This is a genomic window from Pseudomonas sp. MWU12-2029, from assembly GCF_023242425.1.
Lineage (GTDB): Bacteria > Pseudomonadota > Gammaproteobacteria > Pseudomonadales > Pseudomonadaceae > Aquipseudomonas > Aquipseudomonas kribbensis.
The window spans coordinates 562,827-578,364 of the sequence record NZ_JALJDY010000003.1; the positions used below are offsets into that span (position 1 = coordinate 562,827).

16 protein-coding genes and 1 pseudogene are annotated in these 15,538 nt (G+C 60.2%); 10 read left to right on the forward strand and 7 right to left on the reverse strand.

Annotated features, from left to right (window positions below; all coding sequences use genetic code 11):
- Nucleotides 1-74: 74 nt before the first annotated feature.
- The 4 genes from M5B44_RS10165 to M5B44_RS10180 all read right to left on the reverse strand — a co-directional run bounded on the left by M5B44_RS10165 (nucleotide 75) and on the right by M5B44_RS10180 (nucleotide 4,355).
- Complete coding sequence (locus tag M5B44_RS10165; protein WP_085708504.1) at nucleotides 75-512, reverse strand: hypothetical protein; 438 nt, start codon at nucleotides 510-512, stop codon at nucleotides 75-77.
- Nucleotides 513-540: 28 nt separating this feature from the next.
- The gene (locus M5B44_RS10170; protein ID WP_248739070.1) at nucleotides 541-1,305 is read right to left on the reverse strand and encodes a hypothetical protein; all 765 of its coding nucleotides are present in this window, start codon (nucleotides 1,303-1,305) and stop codon (nucleotides 541-543) included.
- Between the two features lie 90 nt (nucleotides 1,306-1,395).
- On the reverse strand, nucleotides 1,396-2,265 hold the full coding sequence (locus M5B44_RS10175) for an AraC family transcriptional regulator (RefSeq protein WP_248739071.1): 870 nt from the start codon (nucleotides 2,263-2,265) through the stop codon (nucleotides 1,396-1,398).
- 122 nt (nucleotides 2,266-2,387) lie between these two features.
- Nucleotides 2,388-4,355, reverse strand: a complete 1,968-nt coding sequence (locus M5B44_RS10180) for an alkyl/aryl-sulfatase (protein ID WP_248739072.1) — start codon at nucleotides 4,353-4,355, stop codon at nucleotides 2,388-2,390.
- Nucleotides 4,356-4,441: 86 nt separating this feature from the next.
- Between M5B44_RS10180 and M5B44_RS10185 the strand changes: the two genes are divergently transcribed.
- Both M5B44_RS10185 and M5B44_RS10190 read left to right on the forward strand, forming a co-directional pair.
- Complete coding sequence (locus tag M5B44_RS10185) at nucleotides 4,442-5,371, forward strand: LysR family transcriptional regulator (RefSeq protein ID WP_248739073.1); 930 nt, start codon at nucleotides 4,442-4,444, stop codon at nucleotides 5,369-5,371.
- Nucleotides 5,372-5,475: 104 nt separating this feature from the next.
- A complete protein-coding gene (locus M5B44_RS10190; protein WP_248739074.1) occupies nucleotides 5,476-7,674 on the forward strand; it encodes an OsmC domain/YcaO domain-containing protein in 2,199 nt (732 codons plus the stop codon).
- Nucleotides 7,675-7,739: 65 nt separating this feature from the next.
- Here M5B44_RS10190 and M5B44_RS10195 read toward each other — a convergent pair.
- Nucleotides 7,740-7,823 (reverse strand): annotated as a pseudogene (locus M5B44_RS10195) (VOC family protein); the annotation flags it as partial.
- 136 nt (nucleotides 7,824-7,959) lie between these two features.
- Between M5B44_RS10195 and M5B44_RS10200 the strand changes: the two are divergent.
- The 6 genes from M5B44_RS10200 to M5B44_RS10225 all read left to right on the forward strand — a co-directional run bounded on the left by M5B44_RS10200 (nucleotide 7,960) and on the right by M5B44_RS10225 (nucleotide 12,266).
- Nucleotides 7,960-8,520, forward strand: a complete 561-nt coding sequence (locus M5B44_RS10200; RefSeq protein ID WP_248739075.1) for a fasciclin domain-containing protein — start codon at nucleotides 7,960-7,962, stop codon at nucleotides 8,518-8,520.
- Between the two features lie 136 nt (nucleotides 8,521-8,656).
- The gene (locus M5B44_RS10205) at nucleotides 8,657-9,112 is read left to right on the forward strand and encodes a VOC family protein (protein ID WP_248739076.1); all 456 of its coding nucleotides are present in this window, start codon (nucleotides 8,657-8,659) and stop codon (nucleotides 9,110-9,112) included.
- A gap of 132 nt (nucleotides 9,113-9,244) precedes the next feature.
- Nucleotides 9,245-9,751: a peptide-methionine (S)-S-oxide reductase MsrA gene (gene msrA / locus M5B44_RS10210; protein WP_248739077.1), complete on the forward strand. Its 507-nt coding sequence runs from the start codon at nucleotides 9,245-9,247 to the stop codon at nucleotides 9,749-9,751.
- A gap of 157 nt (nucleotides 9,752-9,908) precedes the next feature.
- Entirely contained in the window at nucleotides 9,909-10,436 is a 528-nt protein-coding gene (locus tag M5B44_RS10215; RefSeq protein ID WP_248739078.1) for a MarR family winged helix-turn-helix transcriptional regulator, read from the forward strand.
- Nucleotides 10,436-11,632, forward strand: a complete 1,197-nt coding sequence (locus M5B44_RS10220) for an FAD-dependent monooxygenase (RefSeq protein ID WP_248739079.1) — start codon at nucleotides 10,436-10,438, stop codon at nucleotides 11,630-11,632. The genes M5B44_RS10215 and M5B44_RS10220 overlap by 1 nt, the downstream gene beginning before the upstream one ends.
- Before the next feature lie 154 nt (nucleotides 11,633-11,786).
- Entirely contained in the window at nucleotides 11,787-12,266 is a 480-nt protein-coding gene (locus tag M5B44_RS10225) for a hypothetical protein (RefSeq protein WP_248739080.1), read from the forward strand.
- Nucleotides 12,267-12,347: 81 nt separating this feature from the next.
- Here M5B44_RS10225 and M5B44_RS10230 read toward each other — a convergent pair whose 3' ends face one another.
- Nucleotides 12,348-13,256, reverse strand: a complete 909-nt coding sequence (locus M5B44_RS10230; protein ID WP_248739081.1) for an alpha/beta fold hydrolase — start codon at nucleotides 13,254-13,256, stop codon at nucleotides 12,348-12,350.
- Between the two features lie 184 nt (nucleotides 13,257-13,440).
- On the opposite strand from M5B44_RS10230, the gene M5B44_RS10235 reads away from it, so the two are divergent.
- Both M5B44_RS10235 and M5B44_RS10240 read left to right on the forward strand, forming a co-directional pair.
- Complete coding sequence (locus M5B44_RS10235) at nucleotides 13,441-14,568, forward strand: saccharopine dehydrogenase NADP-binding domain-containing protein (protein WP_248739082.1); 1,128 nt, start codon at nucleotides 13,441-13,443, stop codon at nucleotides 14,566-14,568.
- Between the two features lie 2 nt (nucleotides 14,569-14,570).
- Complete coding sequence (locus M5B44_RS10240; protein WP_248739083.1) at nucleotides 14,571-15,062, forward strand: DUF2269 family protein; 492 nt, start codon at nucleotides 14,571-14,573, stop codon at nucleotides 15,060-15,062.
- On the opposite strand, the gene M5B44_RS10245 is transcribed toward M5B44_RS10240, so the two are convergent.
- Nucleotides 15,045-15,509: a thiol-disulfide oxidoreductase DCC family protein gene (locus M5B44_RS10245; protein ID WP_248739084.1), complete on the reverse strand. Its 465-nt coding sequence runs from the start codon at nucleotides 15,507-15,509 to the stop codon at nucleotides 15,045-15,047. The two genes, M5B44_RS10240 and M5B44_RS10245, sit on opposite strands and share 18 nt — an antisense overlap.
- Nucleotides 15,510-15,538: the final 29 nt, after the last annotated feature.

Below are 15,538 nucleotides of genomic sequence, written 5' to 3' on the forward strand. Positions count from 1 at the left end.
AAAAAAATAGCGCGACGGGCAGGGCCGTCGCGCTTGTATTGAAGCATCTGTGCAAGGGTTTGTCCGGCCCCGGGTCAGGCGTTGCCCTTCAGCGAGTCGAAGGCTTTGAGCAACTCGTCCATCCGCGCCTTGCAGTCTTTCTGTTGCGGGGCGCTGGCGCGCAAGGTATCGAGCGAGCGGTCGATGGCCTTGTCCAGCATGTGCCAGTCGCCGGCGGCACGGGGTTTGATCCCGGCCTCGGCCGAGTCCCAGGCGGTTTCCAGATCCTTGATCCGGGCCTTGGCGCCGGGCAGATCGTTTTTATCGACCAGGGCAGCGACGTCGGCCGCGATGTTGCGGAACTCGGACAGATCCCCCAGTTTGGAGGCGGCCTGGCCTTGTGTGCTGACGGCTCCTGCAGCGGCGTTTGCAGCCGGCTTGTCCGCCGGCTTCGAGCAGCCGGCAGCAATGCTCAGCAGGCAGATGGACGAGACGATGGCAACGTGACGAATGATGTTTTGAATCTGGCGCATGATGATTCCTTGATGAAAGTCTGAAGGTTTACTGAGTGATGGCTTTGCGATTGCCGACGCTGATCTGCGCGACGGTGACCAGCAGGACGATGACGCAGAGGAAGATCGCGCTGGTCCAGGTTGCGCCCATGCCGAGGCCGCCGTAGGTCTTGGCCTGGGTCAGCAAGTCGCCGAGGGAGGCGCCGAAGGGACGGGTCAGGATGTAGGCGATCCAGAAGGTCAGCACGGTGTTGGCACCCAGACGCCAGGCGATCAGGGTGGCGGCGATCAACGCGCCGAAAATCACTGCGCCGACGGTGAAGCCCAGGCCCAGCGCTTCGGTGGCCAGGTCGCCGGCGGCGGTGCCGAGGGCAAAGGTGCAGAGCACCGTGGCCCAATAGAACAGCTCCCGGCGCGGAGTGACGATTTCGCGAATCGACAGGCTGCGCTCGGTCCGGTACCAGATCAGGAAATTCACCACCAGCAACACAGAGAACACCGCCGTGCTGGCGTAGAGGCTGACGTCCAGCATGTCGGTCAGGATATCGGTGATCTGCGTGCCGACGATGCTCACCAGCACCACGGTCAGCCAGTAGATCCACGGGGTGTAGGCCTTGGTACGCAACTGGGTGAACAGCGCGATGGCCAGCAGCGCGGCCATGCCGAGGCTGGTCGGGCCGGCGCCGAAACCGGCGTCGACGGCCAGAAAGTCGGCACCGGTTTCACCCACGGTCGTGGACAGGATCTTGATCACCCAGAAGGACAGCGTCACTTCGGGCACTTTGTTGAGCCAGTCGGCTATGGCGGGTTTCATGGGTGGATGGCCTCTCCTGAGCAGCGCTGAATGTGCGCAGGAGAGAAGGTATCCAGTGAAACTTAGCTGAGCCTGAGGGGCAGGCGATTGTCAGCGTAGCGGCACGTAAATATCCGTTTGCCACTGTTCCTGCGGGGTCTCGGGACTGATGCTCAAGTACTCGAAAAACAGCGGGTGATCGCGCAATTCTTCGCCGCTGGCGGGCAGCCAGTCGCGGTAGACCGGGTAGATGGTTTCACCGATGTGATCGGTGGAACCTGTGTGACGCACCACCGCGCAGCGGCCGGCAGGAATGTTCAGCTCGCGGACGCTGAATTCATTCGGTGCCACCGCTTCCCGGATTTCGCCGCAGATCGCGAAATGAAAGTCCTCCGGCGGCGTCGTGTCAGGGTTGCCGTAAGGAATCCCGAACGTGCGGCTCGAAGTCACCGGCGACTGCCCGCTCTGCTGGCGCCACTGGATGAAGCGTTGCACGCTTTGATTGACAAGAGCTGGTGGCCCACGGTGATCGAGCGCAGCGGCCTGGACTCCGGGGAAGTCGACGATTCGTACCTGCATGGCAATGCTCCTTGAAAAGTGAGGTATGGCGAAGACCGTGTGCCAGACGCTCCAGTCCGGAGCCTTGCGAAATGCCCCCGGCGAGGTGCCGAAGGCCCGCTTGAATGCCCTGGAAAACGCTTCGGGACTTTCGAACCCCGCGTCGAGCGTGGCTTCCATCACCGAGTGGTCGGGCAGGGTGCTCAAACGGTGCGCGGCACGGCGCAGGCGCATCAACTGCACATAGCGCGAGACGGGCACGCCGACGTATCCCGTGAACTGGCGGTGAAAGTGGAACTCGGAAAAGTTCGCCACCTGGCTCAGCGTTTTCACCGACAGATCGCCCTCAAGATTGGCGTCGATGTAGGCGAGTACGACGGTGAAGCGCTTTGCGTAGGCAGTTTGCGTCGGTGCGTCTGGCACGGAGTGAAGCTCCTGGAGTAACGGTCGGCCCTAGAATCGTCGAAAGCGGCGTACACATACCTAGCCGGACTTGCTCAGGGTTTGACCTCTTCAGGCATTACATCCGAACGACCCTGCACGAATCAATTGCGCGCCTGGGCGACGATTGCAAAGTTACCTGGGGCTTTCTCCAGCAATCCAAGGAATCTCACCAGGTCAACCGTGCTGCCATCGACTTTCAGGTCTTTGGAGGTGAGCGCGTCCTTGAACCCCGCCGTGCCGCCCAGCAGTTGCACAAAAAGATCCTTGGTGACGCTCAACGTGGCGTTGGCATTGCTGGCCGGTGCGCCCCGGCGATAGTGCAGCACGGCGTTCTCGATCCACAGCACGAACGATTCCTTCGTATCGGTCAGTTGCAGGTTGAAGGTCCAGTTTTTGCCGTCCGCCGCCGGCCCGTCGAGGCTCGCGGCCATGGCTTCGAGGAAGCGTTCGGTGGGCGTCTGCTTCATCAGCTCGATCAGGTCCGAGCGGCGCACGCCTTTTTCCGGCGGGCCGTTGCGCAGTTCCTGGGCGGCGGTCAGGTAGCTGTTGCGCCAGGTGGCTGACTCCGATTGAAAGCCCAGCTGTTCATAGGCCCGGGCCAGCAGTTCCTTGGCGGCCTTGTCGCCGGGTTGGTCGAGGACGGCTTGATCCAGCAGCTCGGCGACCCAGCGGTATTCACCTTTGTCATAGGCCACGCGTGCGGCTTCGAGCACTTTGGCGCTGCCGCCCATCAACTCGACGTAGCGTCTGGCGGACTCTCTGGGGGGCAGCGGATTCAGATGCGCCGGGTTGCCATCGTAGGCGCCGAGGTACATCTGGTAGATCGCCTTGACGTTGTGTCGCACGTCGCCGTAATAGCCGCGGGTGCCGAAATACGAGGCCAGCGAGTCGGGCAACTGGATCTTTTCGGCGATTTCGTCGGGCGTGTAGCCGGCGTTCATCAGGCGCACGGTCTGGTCGTGCATGTACTTGTAGACGTCGCGGTGCTTGGTGATGAATTCGCGGATGCGTTCATTACCCCAGACCGGCCAGTTGTGCTGGCCGAAATAGACCTCGGTGTCGCCCAGTTCATCAAGGGCAGCCTGGGCGTAGTCGGACCAGAGCAACGCGTCGCGGACCTTGGCGCCACGGATCGGCAACAGATTGTGCATGGTCTGCGCCAGCAGCTCGGCACCGCCGTAGGCCTTGCGTTCGGGGATGGAAAAGGTCAGCTCGGCCGGGGCCTCAGCGCCGGGAATGTTGTGGAACACGAAGGTCACGCCGTCGATCACAAGTTCCTGCGTCGGCTGATCGATGATTTGCGTCGGCGGCAGAATGCCGATGCTGCCGTAGGCGACGTTTTTGCCCAGCCCGGTATCCACCATGCCGGTGGCGCCCGGCGTCAGGTTCTTGCCGAACTGATACATCGAACGGCGCGACATCGCCGGCCCGGCCAACACGTTTTCGCTGGTGGCTTCCTCCATGAAACCGACAGGAGCCACCACGGGAATCTTGCGCTCGGCCACTTCCGCGACCGAGGTAATGCCCAGTACGCCGCCGAAGTGGTCGGCGTGGTCATGGGTGAAGATGATGGCGGTCACGGGTTTGTCGCCCAGTTGTGTGCGGGCGAATGCCAGGGCTGCGGCGGCGGTTTCCTTCGAGGTCAGCGGGTCGACCACGATCCACCCGGTCTGGCCCTCGATCAGCGTCATGTTGGCGATGTCGAAACCGCGCAACTGGTAGATGCCGTCGGTGACTTTGAACAGACCGATCTGGGCGTTGAGCATCGCGTGGCGCCACAGGCTCGGGTTGACCGTGGCGGGGGCCTTGCCTTCGACGAATCTGAACGCATCGAAATCGATCAGCACCGAGCCGTCGGAGCCGAGGATCTGGCCGGTCGGGCGGGCGATGAGACCGCGCTGGGCGTCTTCCATGTCCCGCGTGTCGTTGAGGTCCAGGCCCTTGATCGAGGCTTCTATCACCGCCGCAGTGGCGGGCGTCGCTTCACCGCTGGCAACGCTGGGCGGTTTGTCACAGCCGGCGAGGGAAACCAGCGTCAGGGCGATCAGTGTATGGAAGGTCGGTCTCATTCTTGTTGTTCTCCGAGGATCAATTCATCAGAGAGTAGGGAGGTGGGTGCGATGTATCCAATGCATTGTTTACATCCGGATAATGCGTGGCTAGCATCGGCGACATGGACCTCAAGCGACTGACACACCTGCTGGCCCTTGCCGATGAACGCCATTTCGGCCGCGCCGCCGAACGCGTGCACCTCAGCCAGCCGGCCCTGAGCCGCAGCATCCAGGCGCTCGAAAGCGAGACCGGTCAGCGTCTGTTCGACCGGGACAGCGGCGATGTGCGCCCGACGCCGGCGGGGGAGTTTCTGATCGAGCGGGCGCGACGGCTGTTGTTCGATGCACGCTCGCTGGAGCGGGATCTGGCGCTTTACGGTGATGGCCGGCTCGGCAGCCTCGCATTTGGCGTCGGACCGTTTCCGGCGGCGATGTTGATGCACCAGGTGGTGCCTCGGTTGCGCCGGGAATATCCGCAAGTCACCCTGCGGGTAGAGATCAATAACTGGCAGATACTCGAAGCACGGTTGCGGGATGAGGCGATCGAATTCTTCGTCGCGGACATTCGCAATTTCTCGGCCGACACCGATCTGCTGATCCGCCCGCTGGGTCAGGCCTCGGCGGGGTTCTTCGTCCGGCCACAGCACCCGTTGGCCGGACGCGCGGTGGCGATGAGAGACCTGGAAAAGTACGGCATCGCCACGACGCGCCTGCCGGCCGTAGTGAAGGAGGAGACTGCGCATACCCTGGGCATTTCCGCTCGCCAGGCCTTGCCGCTGGCACTGGAGTGCGACGATGTGGCGTTGCTCAGGACGGTGGCCTGTTCGACCGATACGATCCTCGGCGTGATCCACGGTGCCGTGGCTGAAGACCTGCTCAGGGGCAAGCTGATCGAACTGCAGGTCGTGGACCGGCCCGGACTGCACTCCGAAATCGGTGTCGTCAGCCTGCCCAACAGAAGCCTGTCACCGACCGCCCGCTGCGTGATCGACGCCATCGCCGACGAGATGGCGCAACGCAATATCTCGACCTGAGCGGGGCTCCGGTCGGCGGCCAAAACGCCAAAGCACAAGACTTCCCGCTCAAAAACCGGATAATGGCGGCCATTCTGTTCAGCTCGCTATTCTGGTAGTCCCCCATGGAAATCAAGGTCAACTTTCTCGACAACCTTCGACTTGAAGCCAAGTTCGACGACTTCACGGTGGTGGCCGACCAACCGATCCGCTACAAGGGCGATGGTTCGGCACCGGGTCCGTTCGACTACTTCCTGGCTTCGTCGGCGCTGTGTGCGGCGTACTTCGTGAAGCTGTATTGCGAAACCCGCAATATCCCGACCGATAACATCCGCCTGTCGCAGAACAACATCGTTGACCCGGAGAACCGCTACAACCAGATCTTCAAGATTCAGGTCGAGTTGCCGGCAGATATCTCCGACAAGGACCGCCAGGGCATCCTGCGCTCCATCGACCGCTGCACCGTGAAGAAGGTGGTGCAGGCCGGCCCCGAGTTCGTCATCGAAGAGGTGGAAAACCTCGACGCCGACGCCCAGGCACTGCTGATGCCGGGCGCGAACTCCAGCGCCAGCACCTACATTCCGGGCAAGGACCTGCCGCTGGAGCAGACCATCGCCAACATGTCGGGCATCCTCGCCGACCTCGGCATGAAGATCGAAATCGCTTCGTGGCGCAACATCGTGCCGAACGTGTGGTCGCTGCACATTCGTGACGCGCACTCGCCGATGTGCTTCACCAACGGCAAGGGCTCGACCAAGGAAGGCGCGCTGGCGTCGGCGCTGGGCGAGTTCATTGAGCGCCTGAACTGCAACTTCTTCTACAACGATCAGTTCTGGGGTCTGGACCTGGCCGATGCGCCGTTCGTGCACTACCCGGACGAGCGCTGGTTCAAGCCGGGCAGCAATGACGAGCTGCCGAGCGAGATCCTCGACCCGTACTGCCTGAAGATCTACAACCGCGACGGCGAGCTGCGTGGTTCGCACCTGATCGACACCAACTCCGGCAACGAAGAACGCGGCATCGTTTCGCTGCCGTTCGTGCGCCAGTCGGACGGCGAGGTGGTGTACTTCCCGTCGAACCTGATCGAAAACCTGTACCTGAGCAACGGCATGAGCGCCGGCAACACCCTGGCCGAAGCCCAGGTGCAGTGTCTGTCGGAAATCTTCGAGCGTGCGGTGAAACGCGAAATCATCGAAGGCGAATTCGCGTTGCCGGACGTGCCGCAGGAAGTGCTGGAAAAGTACCCGGCGATCATGGCCGGCATTCAAGGTCTGGAAGCCCAGGGCTTCCCGGTGCTGGTGAAGGATGCGTCGCTGGGCGGTGAATTCCCGGTGATGTGCGTCACGCTGATGAACCCGCGTACCGGCGGTGTATTCGCCTCGTTCGGCGCACACCCGAGCTTCGAAGTGGCGCTGGAGCGCAGCCTGACCGAGCTGCTGCAGGGCCGCAGCTTCGAAGGCCTGAACGATCTGCCGCAGCCGACCTTCGAAGCTCAGGCGGTCACCGAACCGAACAACTTCGTCGAGCACTTCATCGACTCCAGCGGCGTGGTGTCGTGGCGCTTCTTCAGCGCCCAGGCGGAATACGAATTTGTGGAGTGGGACTTCACCGGCCAGGGTGAAAACTCCAACGTCGAAGAGGCCGAAACCCTGTTCGGCATCCTCAAGGGAATGGGCAAGGAAGTGTACATGGCGGTGTACGAGCACATCGGCGCCACTGCCTGCCGCATCCTGGTGCCGGATTACTCGGAAATCTACCCGGTGGACGATCTGATCTGGGACAACACCAACAAGGCGCTGTTCTTCCGCGAAGACATCCTCAACCTGCATCGCTTGAACGAAGAAGAACTCCAGTCACTGGTCGAGCGTCTGGTGGAAAGCGAACTGGACGACTACACCGACATCACCACGCTGATCGGCATCGAGTTCGATGACAACACCGTGTGGGGTCAACTGACGATCCTGGAACTGAAACTGCTGATCTGGCTCGCTCTGGGACAAATCGAGGAAGCGAAAGAAGCGGTGGAAATGTTCCTCCAGTACAACGACAACACCGTGGAGCGGGGCCTGTTCTATCAGGCCGTCAACGGGGTGCTGGAGATGCAACTGGACGAAGACCTGGAACTGGCCGACTACGAAGCCAACTTCCGCCGCATGTTCGGCAACGAACGGATGGACGCGGCGATCGGCTCGGTGGACGGCAGCGTTCGCTTCTACGGCTTGACGCCGACCAGCATGAAACTCGAAGGCCTCGACCGTCACCTGCGACTGATCGACAGTTACAAGAAACTGCACGCGGCCCGGGCCAGCGTGAAGACTTCGTAACGCTCACAGCAGCGACAAAAAAAGCACCTTCGGGTGCTTTTTTGTTGTCTGGAGGTGGGGAGGTCACCGTAGAACGCCTTGCTGCGGGCAATGTCGCCAACGTTGAACTCGATCTTGTCGATTTGCCGATCTTTACCACGAACACTCATGGTGGCCTCCTTGGCTGATTTAAAAAATCGATCATAGACGAATAAAAATACTTGCACCGTGATGCATCCATTTGCGCGTCTGCTCCGTAAGTTCATCACCCTCATTCGAAGGGTCGAAGAATTCAGGAGATACACCATGCACTCGCTCATCAAACGCATCGCCATCGCCTGCTTCACCTTGCTCTGCCTTGGCACGGGATCGAGCTTTGCCGCCGATACCGTGATGGTCGGCGGTGCGGCCATGTACCCGAACAAGACCATCGTCGAAAACGCCGTCAACTCGAAGGACCACACCACGCTCGTTGCAGCGGTCAAGGCGGCCGGGCTGGTCGACACCCTCAACAGCAAGGGGCCATTCACAGTCTTCGCGCCGACCAATGAAGCCTTCGCCAAGTTGCCCGCCGGCACCGTCGATACGCTCGTCAAACCGGAGCACAAGGCCGACCTGACGACGATCCTCACCTATCACGTGGTTGCCGGCACTCACACGGCAAAACAGCTGATGGATGACGCCAAAATGCACGGCGGCAAAGTCATGCTCAAAACCGTTCAGGGCGAATCCCTGACTGTCATGCTGCACGACGGAAAATTGTGGGTGGTGGACGCCAAAGGCGGGAAGGCTGCGATCACCATTGCGGACGTGATGCAGTCCAATGGTGTGATTCATGTAGTGGATACGGTGCTGATGCCGAAGTAGTCTTTTTAATGGGGACAGATTTATTTTTTAAATAAATCTGTCCCCATTTTCACCTGTCCCCATTTTCACCAACAGAAAAGCACCTTCGGGTGCTCTTTTGTTTTTAAGATGGGCGCCTGTCAGAAGGAGCGATGCAATGGATCTGAAGTTCAGTCACGTCGACGTATTGGTCAATAACCTTGAGGAAGCCTGCGCCTACTATGCGCAGATTCTGAAAGCCAGAATCTCCCGGACCCTCGTCTGGGAACGGGGTGGCCTGCACGTTCGCTACGCGGTTGCGCTGATCGGCCAGGAACGTTTCATGCTGGTCCAGCCGTTGGCGGGCAATCTCAAGGAACTGCTGGATTCGTCGGGGGAGGGGATGATCTATCGTCACTGCTATTCGACACCGGACATCGAGAAGGCCTACGACGAACTGGTGATCGCCGGTGTGCAGCCAGAAGACGAAAACGGCCAGCCACTGGAACGCGCCAACCTGCAATCACCGTCCGGGACACGCATCATCTGGCTGCCCAAGCGCTTCGGGCATTTTTCTATCGAGATTCTGGAAGAACAGGCGCTGGAAGCGTTCATCGAATCTGCGTTTGCCTGATTTTTTAATGGGGACAGATTTATTTTTAAAATAAATCTGTCCCCATTTGAGGTCCATTTGAGGGCTTGGAATTGGCCAGCGTGCCCTCATAACAAGGGTTACCTCCAACATCCCCAAGGGGAAGGACAGACCATGACCAGCCAAACCGAAACTGCCATCCTCGCCGGCGGCTGCTTCTGGGGCATGCAGGACCTGCTGCGGCGCTACCCCGGTGTCCTGAAGACACGCGTCGGTTACACCGGCGGCGATGTGCCGAATGCCACCTACCGCAATCATGGCAATCACGCCGAGGCCATCGAAATCGTCTTCGACCCTGCCGTCATCAGCTATCGGCAGATCCTCGAGTTCTTCTTTCAGATACACGACCCGACCACGCCCAACCGTCAGGGCAATGACCGCGGTCCCAGCTATCGCTCGGCGATCTATTACCTCAGCGAACAGCAACGCGACGTCGCCGAAGACACCGCAGCCGATGTCGACGCTTCGCGCCTGTGGCCAGGACGAGTGGTGACCGAAATCGAACCGGCCGGGCCGTTCTGGGAGGCGGAGCCGGAGCATCAGGATTACCTGGAGCGCATTCCGAATGGTTACACCTGCCACTTCATTCGCCCGAACTGGAAGCTTCCGAAGCGCACCTGAAGTCCGGTAGCGTCAGTGTGAAAGAGGGGAGCCGGTCTGTTTTCTGAAAAACGGACCGGTTCCCTTTTTTTGCCTTCGGTCTAGAAAGATAGCTAAGCAAGTTAGCTATATGTTAGTTTCGCGTCCTCATCACGAACCGCCTGGACTGACCCTGCCCATGACATCGCCTTCATCACCGCCCGATCCGTCCGATCCGTCCGAAGATCCCCGCAACCTGCAGATCGCCAGTGATGTCGTCGGCCAGCAGTTGCAACAGATCGCCATCCTCACCCGCAAGACTGCCAGCCATCTGGGCGTGGTTCTGGGCATCAATCAGACCGATGTCGCGGCGCTGGAGCATCTGATCGCGGATGGACCTCTGCCGCCGACCGAACTCGCGGCGCGGCTTTCCGTGACCACGGCGGGTATCACACAGGTCATCGATCGCCTGGAACGCGCCGGGCATGTGGTCCGCGAGCGGCAGCTCAATGACAAGCGCCGGGTGCTGGTGTGTCCGGTTCCGGAATCGGTGGCGCAGGCCTATCGGCATATCGCGCCGATGCTCAATGGCCTGAGCGCCGTGCTCGGAGCCCTCGATGGCGAGGATCGCGCCGTGGTTGAAGCCTTCCTGGGGCAAGTGATCGAGGTCTATCGCACCACGTTGCCGGGCAGCGCTGTGGCCACCTCTGAAAACCGGGACGCGTGATGAATCCCAAAAAAGTACTGGTGACCGGCGCAAGCATCGCCGGACCTGCGTTGGCGTATTGGCTGTCCCGGCAGGGCATGCACGTCACGGTGGTGGAAAGGGCGCCTGCGTTTCGTGATGGCGGACAGACGATTGACGTGCGGGGCGCCGGGCGTGAGGTCGTCCGGCGCATGGGCCTGGAAGATTTGATTCGGGCGAACACGACTCAGGAACAGGGCATCGCCTTCGTTGACCAGAACAACCGGACCAAGGCGTTTCTGGGTGTCGATGCGTTCGACGGTGAGGGGCCGATAGCTGAGCTGGAGATCCTGCGGGGTGAGCTCGCCAAACTGCTCATCCAGCACAGCCAGGACCGTGTCCTGTACCGATTCGGCGACAGCGTTGAAGCCATGGAAGACGATGGCGAGCAGGTCCATGTGCGTTTCGAACAGGGCGCCGAGCAGGTTTACGATCTGGTGATCGTGGCTGAAGGGATTGGTTCGACGACCCGCAACCGGGTGTTCGGCAACGAGGTCCAGCGTCGTCCCCTCAATCTGTATACGGCTTATTTCACCGTGCCTCGACAGCCGAGCGATGGCCAGGTCATGCGCTGGCACAACCTTCCGGGTGGTCGCTGTGTCTGCTTGCGGCCGGACAATCTGGGCACCACCCGCGCGTTTTTGTCTTTCCAGCAGGCGCCGTGCGGTTACGAAAAGCTCGCGCAGGACGAGCAGAAGTCCTTGCTCAGGCAACTCTTCGCCGACGCCGGTTGGGAGACACCACGCGTGCTGGCTGCATTGGAAGATGCCACCGATCTTTATCTGGATGCAGTGGGGCAGGTCAAAATGTCCCGCTGGTCCAAGGGGCGTATCGCGCTGGTCGGGGACGCAGCTTATTGCGCATCGCCCATCAGCGGCATGGGTACCAGCCTGGGACTGTGCGGCGCCTATGTGCTGGCCGGTGAACTGGGGCGTCATGCCGACCATGCCCAGGCGTTCACGGCCTATGAAAAACGGATGCGGCCCTTCGTCGCCCAGGCGCAAAGCGTGCCCGGCTTCGCTCCCAGACTGGCCTCGCCGCATTCGCGCCTTGGCATCACCCTTGGCCACGCGGTGTTGCGGCTGGCGAGTGCGCCGGGGTTCCGGCGCCTGTTCGGGAAAATCCTTTCGCCGAAGGCCGATGCTATCGAATTGCCGGAGTATGGCGAGCAGCAGTGATTCAATGGGGACAGATTTATTATCAACAAATAAATCTGTCCCCATTTTGTTTAGAATTGCGCGCCCTGCAGTTCTGCAGGTTTGCCATGGAAAGCAGCCTTACGAACCTGCACCAGGCAATCGGCTTCCACAAATTGAACAAGGACAAAGTCTCATGGGTATGAGAACGGCTGCGTTGGTTTTGTTGCTTGCAACGTCACTGACCGCCTGTGGAGGAAGCAAGGACAAGGCCACGGAACTGGTCGATATCAGTGGCGCCTTCAAGGAGCATTACGATGAGGTGGTGGAAACCACAATGCGAGATTATTCGCCACGTTACATGGCGGTGATGGACGAAGAAATCCGTGAGGTTGTGGAAGACAAGGTTCCGTTCGACGAGATCAGAAACCTGCGGATCGATACCCTGGCGGCTCAATTGCAGCCGGATGAACTCAATGCGGCGATTCGTGCCCACGATAACCCCGCGCAGAGCAAAGATATTTTGAATAACACGCCTGAGGGCCGCGCCTTTCTGGACAAGATTTTCGACGCTGAAGACACCGTCGAAAATACCTTCCAGGCCCTGCTGAAGGAGCGTGAACCAGCCATCCTTGAAGCGCTGGACAAGATCAATAACAAGAGGCTGAATGGATAGGTGTCCTGACGCTCTACGCTTGAGATTCAATGGGGACAGATTTATTTTTCAAAAAATAAATCTGTCCCCATTTTATTAACATCAGCGGGTCATAAAGCTACGAATCGCCTGCGTGGTTTCCCCCGGCGCTTCTTCCATCAGCCAATGGCCCGCGCCGGCGATCACCACTTCGGTGACATTGTCGGCGGCGTTGCGCATCACGATGGCTTCGTTGTTGCCGAAGGATTTCTCGCCACCGACCGCCAGGACCGGCATCGTCAGTTTGTTCTTTGACGACGCTTCGTTGTCCACCGCGTCCTGGCGAATGGCGCGGAACTGAGCGAAGGCCGCGTGCATCGCACCGGGGCGGGCGTAGAGTCTGGCGTAGTGCTGGCGCGTGGCTTCGTCGACTTTTTTCGGGTCGCCGGCGAACTCGTTCCAGAACCGATCCAGATAAATGCGCTCGCGGCCGGCGACCAGCCGCTCCATGTCCGCGCCTCCAAAATCGAAGTGCCAGAGCATCGGCGAACGCACGATGTCATTCCACGGCGCAATGCCCGGAACTGGCGCATCCATCACTACCAGGCGATCGGTCTGTTGTGGATACCGCGAGGCATAGGCGAAGGCGACCATGGTGCCGATGTCGTGACCGATGACGACCGAATGTTCGATGCCCAGCGAGGCGAGCACGGCGCGGATGTCTCCCGCCTGTGTCTTCTTGTCATAGCCACTGTCGGGAATCGACGACAACCCCATGCCGCGCAGATCAGGGATTACCACGGTGTGATCCTTCGCCAGATCCGTGGCGAGCGGCCCCCACATGTCCCCGGTATCACCAAAACCATGCAACAGCACCACGGCCGGGCCCTTGCCGCCGATGCGCGTGTGGATCTTCGCGCCGTCCACGGTAATGTCTTGCGTGCGGAAGGAAGCGGGGAAGGGTTCTACGTCAGCATGTGCCGGAACACTCAGGGCCACCAGCAAGGAGGCGGTCAGCAAGGCGCGGATCATCACGGAGACTCCAGAGGGGGTAGTGGATGGAGCGTAGACCGCTTTGAAAGCGCTGCCTTCAAGGCTGTGGGTTTTGCATCACCGACTGCTACTGACTTGCCTGACCCGTCGATATCAGGGAAGCTCCCGCGAATCCTGTCTCGGGCAAGTCGGCTTTACGATCGAATCGTTAGGGAAGCGGTGAATGGCGTTCAAGGTGTTGGTGGTCGGTGGGTATGGAAACTTCGGCAGCATTGTCTGCCGGCATCTGGCGTCGATGCCTGATGTTGATTTGGCGATCTCGGGTCGCGATGCGCACAAGTTGCTGCGCAAGGTCGAGGCGTTACAAGCCGCTTCCGGAAAAGCCTGCGCAAGTTGGTGTGGCGATGCCATGGGGCCAGGGATTCAGTCAGCATTGGGCTCGATGGGCATTGAGTTGGTCATCCACACCGGCGGCCCGTTTCAAGGGCAATCCTATGCGGTCGCCGAGGCCTGCATCGAGGCCGGTGTGAACTATTGCGACCTGTCTGACTGCCGAACCTTCGTCAACGGTATCGGCGTACTCGATGCGCGCGCGAAAGCGGCGGGCGTGGCGATTCTCAGTGGTTGCAGTTCAGTGCCGACCCTGTCTTCGGCCATCATCGATCAGCAGCGGTATCGCTTTCAACGCATCGACTCGATCGAACATGGCATTTCCTCTTCCGCCAAGATGCCGGGGCTGTCTACCGTTGAAGGTGTGCTTGCCTACGCGGGCAAGCCGATCAAACAGCTCAAGGATGGCCGGGTTCACGAGGTGCCGGGCTGGCAGGATCTGACGTTGCGCAAGATGCCGCACCTGGGCACTCGCTTGCTGGCCAATGTCGACGTGCCGGACATGGACATTTTCGCCGGGCGTTATGGCGCCCGGACACTGAACTTCAAGGCCGGTGCCGGGCTCAAGCTCGGCGGTGTCGCCAATGCATTGTTCGCACAGGCCCAGAAGAAGGGGCTGATTCGGGACCATGCACCCTGGGCTGCAAGACTGCATCGCCTGGGCACTTGGTTCGAGCGACTCGGCGATGGCAAAAGCGCGATGTACATCGACGTGCAAGGTATCGGGGTTGAAGGACAATCGCTGTCCATGACCGCTCAGCTGACGGCATGGAATGACAAGGGCCCGGAAATCCCAAGCTGCGCCGCTGTGGCCCTGGCCACCAAAATGGCCCAAGGCTATGTGCCTGAACCCGGCGCCCGGCCTTGCGTGGGCGAAATCACCGTCGACGAATACATGGCCGCGATCAACGATCCTGAAAACCTGAGCCTGTCCGTGCATTTCTCTGACGGGCAGCGCTGAGCATGCTTTACCTGTGCCTCAAATACATTCATGTGATCGCCGCGGTTTTCCTGTTCGGCTTCGGCATGGGTTCCTACCTGTACCTGATCGCAGCCAGCCGCACCGCCAACCCTCAGGTGATCGCTCATGTGGCGAAAATGGTCGTGCGCTTCGACGCATGGATCACCACCCCGGCAGGCTTCATTCAGATCGCATCGGGCTATGGGCTGATCAGGCTGGCCGGCCTGCCGTTGACCACGGAATGGGTGCTGACTTCGTTGATCATCTTTCTTTGCGTGGGTTCGCTCTGGCTGCCGGTGCTGGTGCTGCAGAAGCGCTTGTACGTGATGGCTTCGAATGCGATCGAAACCGGGGGAGGGCTCGCGGATGAGTACCGCTCGGTCTACCGGAAATGGTTCTGGATGGGGGTGGCCGGTTTTCTGGGGATGTTCGTGATCGTCTTGATGATGGTGACGAAGATGACGCCCGTGCAGGTGCTAGGGCTCTTGCTGTAGCGAAGCCTTCAGAAAGCGTTGCTCATGATCGGGAGCAGGCAGAAGACAAGTGTCATATTGTCCAAACAGCCGATAACGATTCAGTGCAATACGATCGTAAGCCCAGTTCCGAAGCCCGCGCGGGAAAATGCGCAAGCACTGCAATGGACGCCAGCGGGCGGGCAGTTGGGCAACGACTTCGAAAAAGGCATCGGAGCGCTCCCAATAGTGTCGGTCGCGGATGACCGCCATGGTGTCGAACTGATCGAGGGGTAAATCTGCCCAGGCGAGCAGCGCCTGCCCTTCGGGAGACTGCACCGCTGCCAGCCGGACTCGCTGATGGCGGTCATGGCGAATCAGGAATTTCGCCCAGCCATTGCACAACTTGCAGACGCCATCGAACAACACCACCGTCTCGCCGAGTTTCAGCAGGGGAGCCGGTGAAGGGCGAATCCGGGAAACGGGCATAGACGTCGGTCCATTGAGGCCTGGTTTCC

What these genes read in the sequence shown, in the direction of transcription:
- M5B44_RS10180 (WP_248739072.1), bottom strand. Translation starts at nt 4,355, where the DNA reads ATGAGACCGACCTTCCATACACTGATCGCCCTGACGCTGGTTTCCCTC.
- M5B44_RS10190 (WP_248739074.1), top strand. Translation starts at nt 5,476, where the DNA reads ATGGAAATCAAGGTCAACTTTCTCGACAACCTTCGACTTGAAGCCAAG.
- M5B44_RS10225 (WP_248739080.1), top strand. Translation starts at nt 11,787, where the DNA reads ATGGGTATGAGAACGGCTGCGTTGGTTTTGTTGCTTGCAACGTCACTG.
- M5B44_RS10165 (WP_085708504.1), bottom strand. Translation starts at nt 512, where the DNA reads ATGCGCCAGATTCAAAACATCATTCGTCACGTTGCCATCGTCTCGTCC.
- M5B44_RS10230 (WP_248739081.1), bottom strand. Translation starts at nt 13,256, where the DNA reads ATGATCCGCGCCTTGCTGACCGCCTCCTTGCTGGTGGCCCTGAGTGTT.
- M5B44_RS10200 (WP_248739075.1), top strand. Translation starts at nt 7,960, where the DNA reads ATGCACTCGCTCATCAAACGCATCGCCATCGCCTGCTTCACCTTGCTC.
- msrA (WP_248739077.1), top strand. Translation starts at nt 9,245, where the DNA reads ATGACCAGCCAAACCGAAACTGCCATCCTCGCCGGCGGCTGCTTCTGG.
- M5B44_RS10240 (WP_248739083.1), top strand. Translation starts at nt 14,571, where the DNA reads ATGCTTTACCTGTGCCTCAAATACATTCATGTGATCGCCGCGGTTTTC.
- M5B44_RS10215 (WP_248739078.1), top strand. Translation starts at nt 9,909, where the DNA reads ATGACATCGCCTTCATCACCGCCCGATCCGTCCGATCCGTCCGAAGAT.
- M5B44_RS10235 (WP_248739082.1), top strand. Translation starts at nt 13,441, where the DNA reads ATGGCGTTCAAGGTGTTGGTGGTCGGTGGGTATGGAAACTTCGGCAGC.
- M5B44_RS10245 (WP_248739084.1), bottom strand. Translation starts at nt 15,509, where the DNA reads ATGCCCGTTTCCCGGATTCGCCCTTCACCGGCTCCCCTGCTGAAACTC.
- M5B44_RS10170 (WP_248739070.1), bottom strand. Translation starts at nt 1,305, where the DNA reads ATGAAACCCGCCATAGCCGACTGGCTCAACAAAGTGCCCGAAGTGACG.
- M5B44_RS10205 (WP_248739076.1), top strand. Translation starts at nt 8,657, where the DNA reads ATGGATCTGAAGTTCAGTCACGTCGACGTATTGGTCAATAACCTTGAG.
- M5B44_RS10220 (WP_248739079.1), top strand. Translation starts at nt 10,436, where the DNA reads ATGAATCCCAAAAAAGTACTGGTGACCGGCGCAAGCATCGCCGGACCT.